Raw genomic sequence first — 17,717 nt, 5'->3', positions numbered from 1 at the left:
TCTGGGGGTATCTCTCTATCTATGAGATAAAAAGTAACCTTCAAAAATGAAGGTTACTTTTTTATGCTTCTACTCCATCTCCATCATCACTTCATATTCCTTTTCTATTTGTTCAATAAAGGCTTTCCTTGCCTTCTCATCTCCATAAATCTTTTTAAGAAAAGGAACTTTTTCAATATCAATCCCTCTGGATTTCATAATCTTTTCGGATTTCATTAATTGTTTTTCAAAGAACGCCCTATCAAAATCGGGAATCTCTGCTGTTCTGATAGTTGGTTCTGTAGTTACCGCTTCTATATCTACCACAGGAATTTCTTCAGTTTTTGGTATACTAAGGTGTTCTTCGAGAAGAGAAATTCTCTGGTCTAATGAAGCTAATGAAGTTTCTAGCTGTTGTATCCGTTGCTGTTGTTTGATTACTAAAGGAATGATATCCTTATTATTTAACCCTATTGCCATATTAATATAAGAAAGGGTATTGTTTTTTGAACTACTCCATGCAATTCCTACTACCTGATCATAGGTTTCTGCCTGCATTGCATCCGGAGAAACCGCTTTTCCGGTCCCGTCATTGAATCCAGAAGGAATAATAAAATCCCCTATTTGAACCTTTCCGCGTACTTTTACAGGAATCTGCCCTAAAAATGCTACTTTTTCATAAGCAGCTTCTCTATTCGTTTCCGGCATATTTCCCAACATCGCCGGATTGGTAGAAATCACTAAGTAATGATTGGTTGTTTCAGTGTTTTTAGTTATTTTTCCTCCAATCACTCCTACAATATCCCCCGGGTTCATCTTCTCTGAATTTTCCATACGCTCCAGCCATTCGGCATAATCAGCAGCTCCAGATTCATAGGTTACTCCAATACTTGTTCTTGTAAAACTCTCATAAGCTACTCTATTGGCTAAAATCCCAGCTAGATCCGCTGAAGCAATCGCTATTTCACTTGCATCTGGAATTGGGTCTGGAATAGCTGCAAGCCCAACAGCTGCTCCTGCTATGGCTGCTTCTGCAATAAAAGCAGCAATCTCATATGCATATTCTGGATCATTTGATAATTCTCCTTGCGTCTGCCCTTCTATCCTTCCTCTTGCTTCATCATTACTATCAAGAAAAGTAATAAAATCATTACTATTATCAGGAGTTGTATTAGTGACCTTTATGACGATTCCCTGGTCTCCTCCTTCGACCCGTAGTGGGTATGCATTATAATTTTCTTCTCCTCCTGTTAATCCTGATGCATTAATGGTGACCTGTCCATTTGCATTTAGGATATCATTAATCGTCGTTTGTCCTTCGACGAGTAGGCTGCCTGATAAGTCTACAGGACTTTGATTCGTTACCGATAAAGAATTATGCAAAGTAGTAGCCTCTTCTACTGTAAGTGTATTATTCAATTGCGTATGACCGTCAACAGTCAGGTCTCCTGACAAGTCTACAGGACTCTGATTCGTTACCGATAAAGAATTATGCAAAGTAGTAGCCTCTTCTACTGTAAGTGTATTATTCAATTGCGTATGACCGTCAACAGTCAGGTCTCCTGACAAGTCTACAGGACTCTGATTCGTTACCGATAAAGAATTATGCAAAGTAGTAGCCTCTTCTACTGTAAGTGTATTATTCAATTGCGTATGACCGTCAACAGTCAGGTCTCCTGATAAGTCCACAGGACTCTGATTCGTTACCGATAAAGAATTATGCAAAGTAGTAGCCTCTTCTACTGTAAGTGTATTATTCAATTGCGTATGACCGTCAACAGTCAGGTCTCCTGACAAGTCTACAGGACTCTGATTCGTTACCGATAAAGAATTATGCAAAGTAGTAGCCTCTTCTACTATAAGCGTATTATTCAATTGCGTATGACCATCAACAGTCAGGTCTCCTGACAAGTCCACAGGACTTTGATTCGTTACCGATAAAGAATTATGCAAAGTAGTAGCATCACCTACTGTAAGCGTATTATTCAATTGTGTATGACCATCAACAGTCAAGTCCCCTGATAAGTCCACAGGGCTCTGATTCGTTACCGATAAAGAATTATGCAAAGTAGTAGCATCACCTACTGTAAGTGTATTATTCAATTGTGTATGACCATCAACAGTCAAGTCCCCTGATAAATCTACAGGACTCTGATTCGTTACCGATAAAGAATTACGTAAAGTAACAGCTTCTTCTACTGTAAGCGTATTATTCAATTGTGTAGAACCATCAACAGTCAGATCACTTCCCAATAAAAAAGTTCCATCAACCGAAAGATTACCTGTAGCTGTAATATCTCTATGAAACTCATAAGGAATAAAGAATAAAGGTTGATTACTTAATTCTTTAAAACTCCCATCCACATTAATTTCTACTTTGAGATTTTTATCACTGCCATCCCAATGAATTGCTTCAAACGTCCCAATGGTTGGTATTCCCTGCCCTACCGTCAAGTGAATCATTCCGTAAGGGTCTGTCATCGTTTGCTGTGTTTCCTGATAAAGGGTTTCTACCTGTTCAGAAATAATAGAAAAACGAACCGTAATACTTTTATTAGATAATACATTACTGGAACTAACATTATCTTTTCCCGGCAATTCCTGCGGAGTTGAATTTAGAATCACTGCCTGATATGTAAATCCATCTGTTTGGGAAAACACCTGACAAATAAGAAAACAAAAAAGTATAAAAAGAATATTTTTTTTCATAATAGCATATAAATAGTTAAAAGGAAAAAGCCTAATTAATTAGTATTTCAGAATATTGATGGTAATTCCTATACCGATCATATGATTCTTTATGTGTAGTTGCTCATCACTACTGCTCCCTCTATCTTTCAGAGCGAAGCTTTTTCCATAGGTATATTGAGCAAACAGGTTAGATTTATTGGAAATAGGATAGTTTATCCCTACACCTGTTCGTATGAATACAGCTAAACTTTTAAACTCTTCCTCTCTAAATACATTAAACACTTGATTATTGATTCGCTGTGTTCCATTAAGGAGGTATTCAAACGAAGTAGCTGCTTTTATATAAAAAGTAAAATCATTAACTGAAAAAACACCGTATTCCACTCCCAGATTTGCTCCCAGGTAGTTAACATCCCATTCAAAACTGTTGTTTGTATCACTTCCTGATGCTCCATAAGGGGTATAACTAACCCCAAATACAATATTAACTCCTTTATCAAAAAAGCTAGACTTCTTATAACTTCTTATAGCGTTTGTCATAAAAGAATGTTTATACCCAATAGCTATATAGGTGTTCGTTTTTGGCAATAAATTGTCCAATGATGTTCCCATAGAATTTTTAAACTCAAAAGTTGCTACGGAGGAACCGGTTTCCATATAAAAATTTTGACCTAGAAATGTCGAATTAAATCTATTTTGGCTACTAATTTTCGAAGAAATAAATAGACAAAAAAAGAAAAGATAATAGTATTTTTTTTTCATAAAACAGAGGGGTTAAAGTAAGTTGTCCTCGGAGTACATCTACGAGGTATTAAGCTGAAAATGAATTAGATTCCGAGATAAGTCCCGGAGCATTTATAGCTCGATTATCGAATAAAAGTTGAAAATTATTTTTTCTTAATTACAATATGACTGGAGGCGACATTTTTATAAAACAGTTGCAATACATAATTCCCTCCAGATAAAAATGAAGTATCAAGGGTAATTATCCCCCCGGAAGTCTTTTGTTTTTTATACACCCGTTTTCCTGAAATCTCAGATATTATAATCAACACAGGGATTCTCTCTTTGTCTTTTATATCTATAAATAGTTTATTATCAAACGTATTTGGATATACGTTTGCTTTGGGAAACTTCGGATCTGGAAAAGATACCAGATTCATATACATATTTTCTGGCTGAATATATCCTTGTCGGAATATTAAGTCTGCTGATGATGCTGTTCCCAGGTTTCCTGATTGTCCTATACTTTGATGAAGTATGTATTTCTTATTAGCGATGGTTATGGGGAATGCACCCCCATTAGCGCTTACCGTATATCTTTTTGCTTCCTGGGCAATCGATCGAATACCTATACATACAATTAATAGTAGAAGTAATTTTTTTTCCAAATGAGATTATTTTAAATGTTACTTTTTTTGAAGGGGCAAAATTATAAAGGAAGACTTCGTAAAAAGTAACATCTCTAATTGAAAAGTTCTATATAAAAATAAGTGAAAAAAATGTGCTGTTTAGGGGTTTTTCCAAATATTAGTTTTGCAGCAGTTTTATCATGGTGCTAAAAAAACATAAACAACTAATAACAAAACCCTTAGATTCATTTCTTTTTTTAGAGCTAAAACAACAAGGGAAAAATCTTTGTAACTATACTTTTTTATGGTAAAACTATTTGACAATATCTTAAAAAAACTCCCTGTATTGCATTACTCTAAAATCAAGTGTATTAAAATTCGGATTTTCTTTTTTAAGCATCTTATACAGAGGCAGACTTCCAATAGATCGATTTGCTGCACCTGAAGGCGCTGTTAGGGATACCGTTTTAATATATCTATTGTTTCCCTGTTTTTTTGAGGCTCTTCCTAATTGAAAACGGTGAATTCTCGGCACAATATCAGAAACCACTGTTAAAGGAATTCCATATGTTTTTAAATGTTTCCTAAAAAAATATTCCGGTCCGTTTTTACTATTTCCTCCTGTAAAAATCAAGGTATCAATCGTCTTGTGTTTTTTCAGATATCCAATTAGATCACGTAGGATTACTTCCTGCATTCCTAGATCAGATGCATCAACTTTATCCCGTTTACAACTTTGTACGATATCACATACCCCAATATTTTTGGAAAGTAAAAATTGCTTGCGCTGCATAGCTGCCGCTTCTGTTGTTTCATATCGCAATCCCAACTGAAAAATTCGATCCAGTACCGGCCACAACAGCCCATTACTACTCCCATAACAAAAATCCACATCTTTATCATTCAAATCACCAGTGGTGAACCGTGGAGGCGGTAATGTCCCTACGATCAACTTAGTAGTTCCTTCTGGAATAAAAGGTTCATATGGATGTGTATGTATAAACATATATTAACACTATAATTAAATTACGCATAAACCGTAACATTCATATTGACAACAAATTACACAAAATAAAAACATATTCTCTACGTTTACCAAGTAAAGTAAAAAAGGGGAGCATTTATACGCATCCCTATACTAACTTCGGATTGAGAATTATGCCAAAGTAACCTTTATCGATCTCTTTATGCTAGAGAGCTGGATACAGGTTACTTTTTTTTAGAATTGAAAATAAATGAAGGGCTGAAAATCCGCCGCATATGTCTGATAACAAATAATTCCGACAATAACGGCAATACCTCCTTTTACAACAATATGACTATTTATAAATAGGTTTTCTATTTTATCTTTTGCAGCATATGGTAGCCAATGAGTGATATAGCCCAATAACATAATAAAAAATACCATTCTATATTCCCATAAAACAGCCAATGCATTCCCCCAATCCATATTCGTCATTACCTGATGGTAGAACTGCGCAATATGTTCCATGCTATTTCCTCTAAAATAGATACGTGTAAACGTAATAAACAAAAATGTAATTCCGATTTTCCATATCATCGTATACCAGGCTGTAGAGGATTCATATGGACTTATTTTTCTCCAGTATTTATAAAATACGATCCCAATTCCATTAAGACCTCCCCAAACAACAAACTTCCAGGAAGCCCCATGCCATAATCCCCCGATCAACATAGTGATCAAAATATTGACATTCGTATTAAAATGTTTGGCTAGTTTTGATGAAAACAACGTAATGATTAACAATGCTCCTATCAATGAAATACTCAGTAGTGCTATTGCATAATTTCTAAACGCTGCATAGACCCCTAAAAATGTAAATGCCATCACAAAAATATAGGAAAACAAACTCCCGTTACGATTTCCTCCTATGGGAATATACAGATAGTCTTTTAACCAACTTGATAAAGAAATATGCCACCGTTTCCAGAAATCCCCACAATGAATTGCTTTATAGGGTGAATTAAAATTTTTAGGTAATTGATACCCCAAGAGTAGTGCTAATCCTATCGCAATATCTGTATATCCGGAAAAATCCCCGTAGATCTGTAGTGAATACCCAAACAATGCCATAATATTGGTGAAACCTGAAAACATCTCGGGAATATCAAAAACACGATCCATAAAATTCATGGCTATATAATCTGCAAAAAGCATTTTCTTTATCAACCCTTTGAGAATCATAAAAGATGCAGATCCAAACTGTTCTCTGCTAATCTCAATTTTTTTCCTGATCTGAGGAACAAAGTCAGAAGCCCTAACGATAGGACCTGCCACCAATTGCGGAAAAAAGCTGACAAAAAAGCCAAAATCTATAATAGAATCCAGAGGTTTTAATTGCTTTCTATAAATATCGACACTATAACTAATGGTCTGAAATGTATAAAACGAAATCCCTACGGGCAGAATAATAGAATCGACTGTAAAATAATCCATTTGTGCCCAGCTATTCGACCAGTGTGCCAGGTAATTAAACACCTTATAATCCGTATCGAATATTGCATTGTATGAATCCGTAAAGAAATACGCATATTTAAAGTAACATAGAGTCCCCAGGTTGATCACCACACTTATCGTTACCAGCAACTTCTTTTTTATATCAGAAGTGCTCTTATAAATGGCTTTCCCCAGAAAAAAGTCATTAATGGTACTAAACAGAAGGATTCCTATAAAAAAACCGCTCGTTTTGTAGTAAAACAGTAAACTAATGGCAAAGAGGTAGGCGCTTCGGACATGCTTGTTTTTATAAAGTAGCGCATATACAAAATAGATAACAGCAAAAAAGATCCAGAAATCTGCCTGTGTAAAGATCAGAGGGAAGTCCTCTGAAAAAGAAAATATATTTTTTAATCTATTCATTAATAATCTGATTCAGAATACTATTTGGTGTCAGTCCTAAGCTTTTTTCCCAGGAATCAGCTAGTGCCTGCACCATTAAATCCGCTTTGATACGATACCCTTTTACTGTAAAATGTACCCGATCTCTGGGCATGAGTTTATGACGGTACCACTTCATAGAAGCATTAAACCCTCCCATAATCTCATAAAAATCCCAAACAGCCATTTTGTATTCTTTCGCCAATTCATAAATCACGTCTCTGGCTACCTTCGTATTAGGGTTTGCATACTGTTTCTTATAATAGGAATCATTTGGTACCGTTAGTAAAACCGCACAATCAGGATTCACTTTCTGAATATTTTCAATCATATTCTTGTAATAAGTTCTAAACTCTTCTGGCTTAAAATCTGTTGTATAGGTATCATTCGTACCAATCGATATAATAAACAGATCGGGAGAATACAGAGATAACTGCTCCTGAAAATACCTGCATCTGTCATAGTATGCAAAACTCCCTCCATTAACTCCTATAGACGTATACTCAATCCCGTTATTATCATTCATTAATTCGATACCCATCATTAAAAATTCCGAGGTAGCTGTACTATCTTTACGTTGTATACAAAACTCAACTTCCTCTAGTGTTTTATTAAATTGAAATTGTATAAAATGAGCTTCTTTATTCTCTTCTACTCCTACTACCAGTGAATCATTTTTAAAACTGATATCATAATCATCTCCATCCCAGGCATCATAAAACACCCGCATGGCGTTAAAATCATACATATTATTGTGGTAATTATTATGATTAGCTTTTACTTTTATATTCGAAACCGAATCTTTAAAAACTGCAGTAACTCCTGATAATCCCCAGGCGATACTATCTTTACGAATAGAACATCGATACCCTTTCCACGCTCCATCAAAGGTTACTTTATAATTCGAAGGGTTATTAGTTCTAGCCATTCGGTACGGGAATAAAAATCCTCGTTGTCCCTTGGCTGTTGGATTCATCCGCTGTAAATATGAGCGTACTCTGTTAGAGTAAATATCTGCCTGAATGTGGGAACCTCCGATATGAAAAATATGTACATCTTCTTTCTTTCCTTCCGCAATCGTTTGTAGTTTTTGGTATAGTTTCTGAAAAGCAGGGGATTCCTCTGCAAACTTCAGGCTATTCGCCTCCCAGTTTATAAAGGGATAATCATCTTGTATCGTATCCAGCATATACTCCTGAGATAAGGCAGGGATACTATACATCAAAATCATAATAAGTAGGTTTCTAAAATTCACGTATCTAATGTTAATTGTTGGTTTGTACTATTGCAAGGGGTATACCAATTACTAAAAATCATTTCATTATAGCTCCGGAACATTCTCCTTTTTTTCCATTAAATCCAGGTATAAGGCTGTAAAAAACAGCTCAGATATAATTTTTGTTCCTTTATGCGTAAAGTGCATATAATCACTTCCTGTTAGTTTTTCTTCTACCCAAAATTTCATAGATCCTTTTCCTCCCATAGCATCGTACATACTCCAATATGCAACATTGTTCTGTGTACAGGTTTCCATTAACTTTTGGTTTAGGTATGGTAACAGCGGATAGGTCTCCATTTTTCCATTAACAGGAAGGCACATATCTGTCGGACCAATAAAGATAAAACTCACATTTTTTGTTCGTCTTCGAATCCAGTTGATCTGTCCTAAAATCCTTTTGGCATAATTATCGACTTTGGTAGAATCCTTTAGATATGGCATGGTATTCCCTCCATACTGCATAATCACTATTTTAGGTTTTAATACACGAGCCATTCGCGCATATGAAGCTGCATTAGACGTAGTAAATACCGTTCCTGAAGCTCCTCTCATGGCTACATTATCAATCTGTACCCCCGAAGGTGCATCCAGGGTGACTCCATAAAAATCAGCACTTTCTCTTCCTTCCAGCTCTATTGTAAGATTTGTAGGTGCTACTGCTGTTTTAATAGTATATATATGATAGTTCTCATCTGCTATCAATGTTCCTTGCTGCAATAATGCTCCGTCATTATACACTTTTATTTGTATGGGAGTTGTCGCATTTCCATAGTGAAGTCCTATGGAGTTAAATCGTCTGAACTTAAAATATGTTTTCTTAGATTTACCAATCGTAATGGTCGCTTTGGTTAGTGGTAATGAATCTACAATCGTACTATCTTTTTTAGGGTCCCGGTATTCTGTAAAACGAGACACCGACATATAAGCTCCATATTTCCTATGCGGGAATTTCGATTGTGTCGGATCAAACAAGGCATATCGTTTCCAGTTATCACTGGGAATTACTACGGCACTCACCTGATCATATACCTGTTTAATCGGTATAAAACCAGGACCTCCGCCTCCATAAATTCCTTGCAAGCGGTTTCTTAGATAAGCTGAAATCCGATCTCCTTCTATCTGAGAATCTCCATAATGAATAATTCGACAAGCACCTGATGCTATTTTTTTCTGTAAGGTACCTATCAAATCAAGACTATCAGGAGGATATTGAATCCGTACAATTTTAGTAGTATCAATCTTTGAAAAATCGGGACGTTGCAGACTATCGTTCTTCATAAATGCCATAGACAAGCCTTCTGGTTCGTCTGTAACCTCATCGGCTACAGGGGTAACTGTTTGGGTTACTTCCAAGACTTCTTCTTTCGTGATGGTTGAATCTACTTCGAGTCCCAGAAATTGCTCCTCAGTCGGATACTTAATCGAGAACCCGGAAAAAGAAAACCCATCTTCTGCAGTTATGCCTTTCTGAATCCCTCCTTTTTCACTTAAAAAGGTAAGACCGAATAAAATGCCCAGTACTACAATAATAAAAAGAGCTATCTGTATGGGTTTACTATTCAAAGTTGATTTGGATTTTTAGTGTTTTATGTAAAAATAGAAAGTTTTTAGAAACTGCCACCACAATCCCTGGCTTTCCTTTACAGAAACTTATACTCCATAAAAAAACCTGTCAGGTCAGTAATTCCCTAACAGGTTTTATTTTTTGTGATACAACTCCCCTTCCTACTTCATTTTCAGTACTAAATCATCTGCCTGCACCATTGTTCCTGATTTTAGTACAATACTATCAACAACACCTGTTTCATTTGCTGTAATTGTCGTTTCCATTTTCATCGCTTCGATAATAAAAAGAGGGGTATTCTTCTGTACTTCTTGTCCTTTTTTGACCAGTACCGAAGATAATGATCCCTGTAGTGGAGCCCCAATTTGTTTGCTATCAGATTTGTCTGCTTTTTCATGTACTTTCTTAGCAACTTTAATCGAAGCATCCTGAATTTCTACATTTCGGGTTTGCCCATTGACTTTAAAAAAGACTGTTACCTTTCCTTCTTCATTTGCTTCTCCTACCGATATTAATTCTATCAGTAGTATTTTCCCTTTATCCAACTGCACGATAATTTCTTCTCCCGGGCTCATTCCATAAAAGAAGTTTTTTGTCGGTATCGTTACGACATTTCCGTATTTCAGGTGATGATTATAAGCTCCGGTAAAAACTTTCGGATATAATTTATACGAAATAAAATCAGTGATATCCAACGAACGCCCCATTCCTTTTTTGAAGAGTTTTACAAATTCCTCATACTCAGCTTCAAAATCGATTGGCTCCAAATGGGCATTAGGTCGATTGGTAAATGGTTGCTGATCTTTTAATACAGCTACCTGCAGGTCTTTTGGGAATCCGCCGGCTGGTTGTCCTAATTCTCCTTTAAACAAATTAACTACTGACTGTGGAAAAGAAAGCGTTTCTCCCCGCTCCTTAACATCTGCTATTGTCAAATCATTACTTACCAGATACTGCGCCATATCCCCTACTACTTTTGAGCTAGGAGTTACTTTGACAATATCTCCGAATAGTTCATTTACTTCTCCATACATTTTGGTAATTTCATGAAAACGATCTGATAATCCCAGACCTGCTGCCTGCGGTTTTAGATTCGAGTATTGTCCTCCCGGAATTTCATGTTGATAGACTTCCCCGGTTCCAGCTTTTAGACCGGATTCGAATGGGTAATAGTATTCTCTAACAGCCTCCCAATAGTTTGAATACTCATTAAGCTTACTAATATCCAATGGATTTTCTCTTTCGTGAAACTTTAGCATTTCATGAACCGCATTAAAATTAGGCTGTGAGGTCAAACCTGATAACCCTCCTAATGCTACATCAACCACATCAACTCCCGCTTCTATTGCTTTGAGATAGGTAGCCGACTGTACAGAAGAAGTATCATGTGTATGCAGGTGTATCGGAATTTTTATTTCTGATTTCAAAGCACTGATCAATTCATATGCAGCATAAGGTTTTAATAATCCTGCCATATCTTTTATCCCCAGAATATGTGCTCCGGCATTTTCTATATCTTTTGCCAGCTGGATATAATAAGACAATGTATACTTCGTTCGGGAGGTATCCAGAATATCTCCTGTATAACACAGCGAACCTTCTGCCAATCCTTTAGTTCTGGTACGTACATGTTCTATGCATGGAGCAATAGACTCCATCCAGTTGAGAGAGTCAAAAACCCGGAATACATCGACCCCATTTTCCCAGGATTGTTCTACAAAAGCTCCGATCAGGTTATCCGGATAGGCAGTATACCCAACCCCGTTGGATCCCCTAATTAACATTTGTAGCAGAATATTAGGAATCGCTTTGCGCAAGGAGCGAAGACGTTCCCATGGGTTTTCTCTCAAAAAACGCAAACACACATCAAAAGTTGCTCCTCCCCAGACTTCCATACTGAATATTTCGGGATGGTTTTTGGCATATCCTTCTGCAACTTTTAGCATGTCAAATGTTCGCATTCTGGTAGCCAGTAAACTCTGATGCGCATCCCGCATCGTAGTATCTGTATACTGAATCTTTTGTTCTTTTTTTAACCACTGTGCAAATTGTTCAGGACCTAACTCTGTCAACAGATCCTTTGTTCCTTTAGGATATTCTAATGAAGTATCAAAAGCAGGTACTTTAGGTATTACAAATTTCTTAGTTGGATCTACTTTCTTTACGTCTGGGTTTCCATTGACAATTATATCGCCTAAGAAGTTCGCCAATTTAGTTGCCCGGTTTTTAGGCTCTTTTATAGCAAATAACTCTTTAGTATTTTGAATAAAATTGACGGTTACCGCTCCTTTTCTAAATGTATCGTGATTCAGTATATTGTCCAGAAAGGGCATATTGGTTTTTACTCCTCTAATTCTAAATTCAGAAAGCGCTCTTCTCATTTTCCTGCAAGCTCCGTCTAAGGTTCTACTATTAGCAGATACCTTTACCAACATTGAATCAAAAAACGGAGAAATCGTCACTCCTTGATATACACTCCCGGCATCAAGTCGAATTCCAAAACCAGACGCACTTCTATAGGTAGTTATGGTTCCATAGTCCGGCTTGAAATCATTTTCCGGATCTTCTGTTGTAATTCTACACTGTAGTGCATATCCTGTTGTTTTCAGGCTCTCCTGATTTTCTATTTTGATCTGCTGATCTGATAATTTATAACCTCCTGCAATAAAAATCTGGGCCTTAATCAAATCAATTCCCGTTACAATCTCAGTAACGGTATGTTCTACCTGTACCCGTGGATTTACCTCTATAAAGTAAATACTTCCATCTTCATCTACCAGAAACTCTACAGTTCCAATATTGTTATAATTCACTGCCTTACAGATAGCAAGAGCATATCTATATAAATCTTCTTTGATCTGTGTCGCTAATCCATAGGAAGGTGCGTATTCAATTACTTTTTGATATCTTCTCTGTACAGAACAGTCTCGTTCGAACAGGTGCACCATATTCCCATGATGATCGGCTACAATCTGGATCTCTATATGCTTGGGATTTTCTACAAATTTCTCAAGAAAAACAGTATCATCTCCAAAAGCATTTAATGCTTCTCTTCTGGATTCAGGATACGCTTTTCGCAATTCTTCTTCTTTTCTAATCACTCGCATTCCTCTTCCTCCTCCTCCAGAAGCTGCTTTGAGCATTACAGGGTATCCTATCCGTTCTGCCTCTTGTATCGCAATATCGATAGTATCCAGAGATTCTTTATTACTTTCTATAATTGGAATATCATTTGCTATAGCGACCTGTTTTGCCGTAATTTTATCCCCTAACGATTGTAACACTGATACATCAGGTCCTATAAAAATAATCCCGTTATCGAGACAGCGTTGTGCAAAATTTGCATTCTCCGACAAGAATCCATATCCCGGATGAATGGCATCTACATGATTTTTTTTGGCTACCTTAATGATTTCTTCAATATTCAGATAAGGTTTTAACGGTTCATTATCCTTTCCTATCTGATAGGCTTCATCTGCTTTGTAACGATGAAGGGAGTATCGGTCTTCGTAGGTATAAATCCCTACGGTTTCCAGTCCGATCTCTGTACAAGCCCTAAAAATTCGAATCGCGATTTCACCCCTATTGGCGACTAAAACTTTTTTAATTTTCATGTGTTTACAATATTGCTTTAGATATCACATAAAACCTACCAAATGGTTCCTATTGTTTTTATGATGGCGTGTTTTATGTTTGTTTATAAAAATGTTGCTATTCATTATTCAAAATTGAATTTTTTATAAAAAATCCTCGCTAATATACCTATTCATTAAACTATTAACAATAAAACACTGTAATTACTAATATTTTTTTGTTAATTATATAACATATACTTACTCTTTGTTTTATTTACTTTTGACCTCTTGCCAAAAATTACCATTTCTCTAAAACCATATCATTTTATCGATACTCAAAAACCGTAATACAATTCCGTATCCTGAAGTGTGATATCTTTCTATTTGCTATTCTCTTATTGACCATATTTGTCTAAAAACTACTACCTCCTCGATACTAATACACGCAATATTCTACCAAAAACAATGTGTGTTCGCAAACATTTTCTAAGGGAAAGAAATCTCAAAACCGCTATAAACAGGGACCATATACCGTATGCGTACTTCTATTCTGCTTATTTTCTTGTCTGAGGATGTTCTGTTTTTTTCTTTTGTCACTCACTTTAAAAAAAATGATTTTTATGAAAAAAATATTCCCGTATATATGTTTCTTACTCTTTACCCCTATGTTATTTGCTCAGGGGTCGACAAAATCTTTTTCCTTTAAGAAAGGAGAAATTATGGATATTATCCTGCTGCGTCAGAATGCAGCTGTCGATACGTTATTTGACCGGTATAGAAAAACCGCTTTTCCCGTAGCATTTGAATACTCCTTTCAACCGCAACCGGGTTTTGCCATACAGGAACTGACATTAGGAAATCACACTCCCAGTAGTTTTATTTTTGGCAAGTGGGCAACCAAAGAAAAAAGAGAAGGTTTTTTAACTGCTATCACATCCCGTGTTCCTGACTTCCATGAACAACGGAGAAATATATTTCAATATTTTAGTCTTACCTATTATCAGATTCCTGAAGATATTCAATTCAGCATTAACACAAAAAAATATACCAGTGTTACTGCTTTTTGGAAAAAAGACAACAAAAAATTCATTAATTTTCTAAAAAGATGGAAAGAAAAAGTGACAAATGCCGGAGGAAAAGTTATTTTACAATTAAAAAATGGACAATCCCCTACAGGATATTATTACAACCCTGATATGCTTTATATCATCACATGGAATCATCAATCTAATTTTAGGGAATTTGCCAAAAACAACTCTTTATCTATGTATGATTCCTTACGACATGTACACCAATTCGCTATTAAATAATACTGTTAATTCTATATGCTCCTAAAAATGATGCAAACAATCCTGAATCAACTTACGTACTTTGGTTTTTCGCAAGGACTATTCTTTTTTCTTATTTACATACTATCGCCTGCAAAGCGAAAGAATGTCAATCCGTATATGGCCTTTCTCATCTTTGTGCTTCTAATTGGATTATCAGGAAAAGTATTACACAGTATGGGAGTATGGAATCAAAATTTCAGGCTTATCGCTTTTTCTGAGTTTTCGGCTTTATTATTTGGTTCTACTGTCTATTTATTTACCCGATCTGTTTTGAATAAAAGAAAAATCTCCAGGCAAGATTTGATTCATTACATCCCCGGGCTTGCTTATTCGCTCTTTATTTTAGTATATTTCATGCTACCCAGCGATGAAATATCCAGAGCCCGTGCAGCTACAGGAGAAATCAAACGTGCTATTTTTGCCTGTCATGCCATAGGAGTGCTGGTTAATGGTATATACTGGTACCTCAGCTGGAAGGTATTACAAGATTTTTATAAACGCATCAGAAATGAGGTTTCTTATGAGCTACATACCGCTTTTATTGTTCGGTTCTTATATGTAGTCGGTGCTTGTTTACTTATATGGACGATTCTCTATATTACCAGTTTACTAGGTTATGATATGATTGAGCGTAATGCCCGACCTTATATCTGGGGAATTCTTACGCTGATTATCCTTTTTATCAATTACTACGGTATCATTTCGCCACAGGTTTTTCATTTTGTACCAGATATTACCTCCAAAAAATATGCGCAATCCAAATTGACCGTATCCGATATGGAGCGATTAAAACAAGAATTAGATACGTTGATGCAGGAAAAAAAGCCCTATCTGAACAGCAAATTATTAAAAGCCGAAGTCGCTCAGATGCTGGGAATCAACAACCCTGAACTAGCCCGCTTACTCAATGAGAATATAGGCATGAATTTTTTTGAATACGTTAATTATTACCGAATAAAAGAGTTTATCAATCTGGCAAAAACAGAAAAAGCCAAACAACTTACTTTTTTTGGATTAGCTCAGGAAGCTGGTTTTAATTCCAAAACCACCTTTAATAAATCATTTAAAAAGCTAACGGGAACCTCTCCCTCTGCTTATTTTAATCAAAACACATACGATGAAAATTAATATTCTATATATACTATTCTTAATTGTTATTTCTAGATACTATCGACAATTAAACAACCTTGTAAAAAAAGGAAGCACTGCTTCTAAACCTCACACTATTACAAGAACCGTTGTACATTTTTATGGCTTTATTCCTTATCATCATATCTGGGAGAAATTTTCGAATTCCATTCCAAAAATTGATCATGGAGAAAATATAGTTACGAGCTCGCAATACTTAAAAATAGCGTTATTCGCTTTGATATTTATCATTCCTATTCTGGGACATTCTCAATTAAAAACTCCTTCCTTGAGCCCTGCAGCTATGATTAAACAAACTGTAGGCATTACGGATATTACCGTAGAGTATTCCCGACCCAGTGCCAAAGGACGAACGATTTTCGGTGAAAAAGGATTACTCCCTTATAACGAAATGTGGCGTACCGGAGCTAATTCTGCAACAAAGCTTACCATATCCAACACGATTCTTATTAACGGTCATCTATTAGAGAAAGGAAGTTATACACTAATCAGTATTCCCGGAATCACTACCTGGCAATTGCTTTGGTATCCCTATTCAAAACGCAATTGGACATCTTATCGAAAACAAACTCCTATACTCACACTGGAACTCCCTGTACAAAAAAACACCTCTTATAAAGAGACTTTTGAAATTCATTTTCAGGACATAACACTTCAGGGAGCCTCCTTACTACTAGAATGGGAATACACTTTACTAACCATCCCTATTCAGGTAAACGATCATGAACAAATTATGACCTCCATCAAAAAAACACTAACCGGTCCTGCACCGATAGCATATTTTAATGCTGCTGTCTACCTGCATGAATCTAAAAAAGATCTCCACAAAGCACTGGAATACATACAAAAGGTTACTGCTTCTACGGATGCCTTATTTTTTCAGGTAACAAGAGAAGCAATGATACTAAAAGATCTAGATAAAAATAAAGAAGCCCTGACAGCTGCTAAACGAGGATTAATGCTCTCTGAAAAAGCTAACAATAAAGATTTTATCCGCCTGAACAAAAAAATTATACAAGAGGTTAAACATCCATAAATTGTTCAGTACAAAAACTGATTACTTTACTACATAACTACCTGCCATCATATTAGTCCGTAGTTATGTAGTATTTCGTTATTCTTTTACATAGATCATATTAATATCTTCTACAGTTCCAATTCTTTAGAGTCAGGGTCTAATTACAAATCACTTTCTATGTAGCATGCCCTCTACTATAAAAAACACCTTATTTATATTGTTGAGTATAAAAATTGCAGGGCATATTAACTATTAGGATAACTGATTAATACCATATGCATGATTCCAAAATGAAAAGCAACTGCCCTGAGATCTTTTTCTGAAAGTTGATCCCTTTCGGTTCCTTTTTAAATGGATGCATCACCTCTCTTCATCACCTTAGTCTTATTTTATAACTTCAATAGGAGTATCGAAGTAAATAATTTTACTTAGCTCTGTCCTGACATTATCTTCTTCTTTATTTTCAGGGTCATTTTTATCTATAAAAGAAATCATTTCTCTAACATATCCGCGTATCGTATCCCTGCCCATTCGTTTAGGCTTCCAGTAAAAAGCCACTGTTTGATGAAGGGCTTCTTTTGGAGTTCCTGCCGCTTTTATAGGAATCATCTGTTGCTTATCTAAACTTGGAATATTGATTACTGTAGTATCATTCTTTTCCGTTGTTCCGAAAGAACTTTTAGGGCGATTAGAAAAATCGGCAGTAAAATTCTCCTGTGTATAGTCTTTAGGAAGTGTGACACTGACTGTTGCCGTTTTGGCTTCTTCCTTGCTAAAGGCAGAATTCTCTATCTGAAAAAAACAATAGATAGAATCCGTAAGTTGTACTCTTTTTTTATCAAAATGATAGTGAATACTTACACTTTCTGTAAGCGTATCG

The 17,717-nt window shown here is 35.9% G+C and carries 12 protein-coding genes; 3 read left to right on the top strand and 9 right to left on the bottom strand.

Annotation, left to right across the window (positions count from 1 at the left end):
* Positions 1-69: 69 nt before the first annotated feature.
* From ACFSTE_RS15335 to ACFSTE_RS15300, 8 genes are all read right to left on the bottom strand, one after another.
* Complete coding sequence (locus ACFSTE_RS15335; protein WP_378298243.1) at positions 70-2,688, bottom strand: hypothetical protein; 2,619 nt, start codon at positions 2,686-2,688, stop codon at positions 70-72.
* Between the two features lie 39 nt (positions 2,689-2,727).
* Entirely contained in the window at positions 2,728-3,327 is a 600-nt protein-coding gene (locus tag ACFSTE_RS15330) for a hypothetical protein (RefSeq protein WP_176026974.1), read from the bottom strand.
* Positions 3,328-3,557: 230 nt separating this feature from the next.
* Positions 3,558-4,061, bottom strand: a complete 504-nt coding sequence (locus ACFSTE_RS15325; RefSeq protein ID WP_176026975.1) for a T9SS type A sorting domain-containing protein — start codon at positions 4,059-4,061, stop codon at positions 3,558-3,560.
* 289 nt (positions 4,062-4,350) lie between these two features.
* Positions 4,351-5,028, bottom strand: a complete 678-nt coding sequence (locus ACFSTE_RS15320) for a uracil-DNA glycosylase family protein (protein ID WP_176026976.1) — start codon at positions 5,026-5,028, stop codon at positions 4,351-4,353.
* Positions 5,029-5,241: 213 nt separating this feature from the next.
* Positions 5,242-6,903: an MBOAT family O-acyltransferase gene (locus ACFSTE_RS15315; protein WP_378253765.1), complete on the bottom strand. Its 1,662-nt coding sequence runs from the start codon at positions 6,901-6,903 to the stop codon at positions 5,242-5,244.
* Positions 6,896-8,152 carry a DUF459 domain-containing protein gene (locus ACFSTE_RS15310; RefSeq protein ID WP_378253763.1) on the bottom strand — a complete coding sequence of 419 codons (1,257 nt, stop codon included), beginning with the start codon at positions 8,150-8,152 and terminating at the stop codon, positions 6,896-6,898. Before ACFSTE_RS15310 ends, ACFSTE_RS15315 begins: the two co-directional genes overlap by 8 nt.
* Before the next feature lie 90 nt (positions 8,153-8,242).
* Positions 8,243-9,763: a lipase gene (locus ACFSTE_RS15305; protein WP_378253761.1), complete on the bottom strand. Its 1,521-nt coding sequence runs from the start codon at positions 9,761-9,763 to the stop codon at positions 8,243-8,245.
* A 162-nt stretch (positions 9,764-9,925) separates the two neighbouring features.
* Entirely contained in the window at positions 9,926-13,378 is a 3,453-nt protein-coding gene (locus ACFSTE_RS15300) for a pyruvate carboxylase (RefSeq protein WP_378253759.1), read from the bottom strand.
* 581 nt (positions 13,379-13,959) lie between these two features.
* On the opposite strand from ACFSTE_RS15300, the gene ACFSTE_RS15295 reads away from it, so the two are divergent.
* From ACFSTE_RS15295 to ACFSTE_RS15285, 3 genes are read left to right on the top strand one after another with little or no spacing between them, the layout of a single operon-like run.
* On the top strand, positions 13,960-14,649 hold the full coding sequence (locus ACFSTE_RS15295) for a hypothetical protein (RefSeq protein WP_378253757.1): 690 nt from the start codon (positions 13,960-13,962) through the stop codon (positions 14,647-14,649).
* 27 nt (positions 14,650-14,676) lie between these two features.
* Positions 14,677-15,798, top strand: a complete 1,122-nt coding sequence (locus ACFSTE_RS15290; protein ID WP_254884066.1) for an AraC family transcriptional regulator — start codon at positions 14,677-14,679, stop codon at positions 15,796-15,798.
* Positions 15,788-16,855: a DUF2911 domain-containing protein gene (locus ACFSTE_RS15285; protein WP_176026982.1), complete on the top strand. Its 1,068-nt coding sequence runs from the start codon at positions 15,788-15,790 to the stop codon at positions 16,853-16,855. Before ACFSTE_RS15290 ends, ACFSTE_RS15285 begins: the two co-directional genes overlap by 11 nt.
* Before the next feature lie 366 nt (positions 16,856-17,221).
* Here ACFSTE_RS15285 and ACFSTE_RS15280 read toward each other — a convergent pair.
* On the bottom strand, positions 17,222-17,717 hold a 496-nt coding region (locus ACFSTE_RS15280), incomplete at its 5' end, for a hypothetical protein (RefSeq protein WP_378298241.1).

It is taken from the genome of Aquimarina hainanensis, assembly GCF_042684685.1.
Taxonomy (GTDB): Bacteria; Bacteroidota; Bacteroidia; order Flavobacteriales; family Flavobacteriaceae; genus Aquimarina; species Aquimarina hainanensis.
This window is presented reverse-complemented; position numbering and strand designations above follow the sequence as displayed.

What these genes read in the sequence shown, in the direction of transcription:
- ACFSTE_RS15335 (WP_378298243.1), bottom strand. Translation starts at nt 2,688, where the DNA reads ATGAAAAAAAATATTCTTTTTATACTTTTTTGTTTTCTTATTTGTCAG.
- ACFSTE_RS15330 (WP_176026974.1), bottom strand. Translation starts at nt 3,327, where the DNA reads ATGGAAACCGGTTCCTCCGTAGCAACTTTTGAGTTTAAAAATTCTATG.
- ACFSTE_RS15320 (WP_176026976.1), bottom strand. Translation starts at nt 5,028, where the DNA reads ATGTTTATACATACACATCCATATGAACCTTTTATTCCAGAAGGAACT.
- ACFSTE_RS15315 (WP_378253765.1), bottom strand. Translation starts at nt 6,903, where the DNA reads ATGAATAGATTAAAAAATATATTTTCTTTTTCAGAGGACTTCCCTCTG.
- ACFSTE_RS15310 (WP_378253763.1), bottom strand. Translation starts at nt 8,152, where the DNA reads ATGATTTTGATGTATAGTATCCCTGCCTTATCTCAGGAGTATATGCTG.
- ACFSTE_RS15300 (WP_378253759.1), bottom strand. Translation starts at nt 13,378, where the DNA reads ATGAAAATTAAAAAAGTTTTAGTCGCCAATAGGGGTGAAATCGCGATT.
- ACFSTE_RS15295 (WP_378253757.1), top strand. Translation starts at nt 13,960, where the DNA reads ATGAAAAAAATATTCCCGTATATATGTTTCTTACTCTTTACCCCTATG.
- ACFSTE_RS15290 (WP_254884066.1), top strand. Translation starts at nt 14,677, where the DNA reads ATGATGCAAACAATCCTGAATCAACTTACGTACTTTGGTTTTTCGCAA.
- ACFSTE_RS15285 (WP_176026982.1), top strand. Translation starts at nt 15,788, where the DNA reads ATGAAAATTAATATTCTATATATACTATTCTTAATTGTTATTTCTAGA.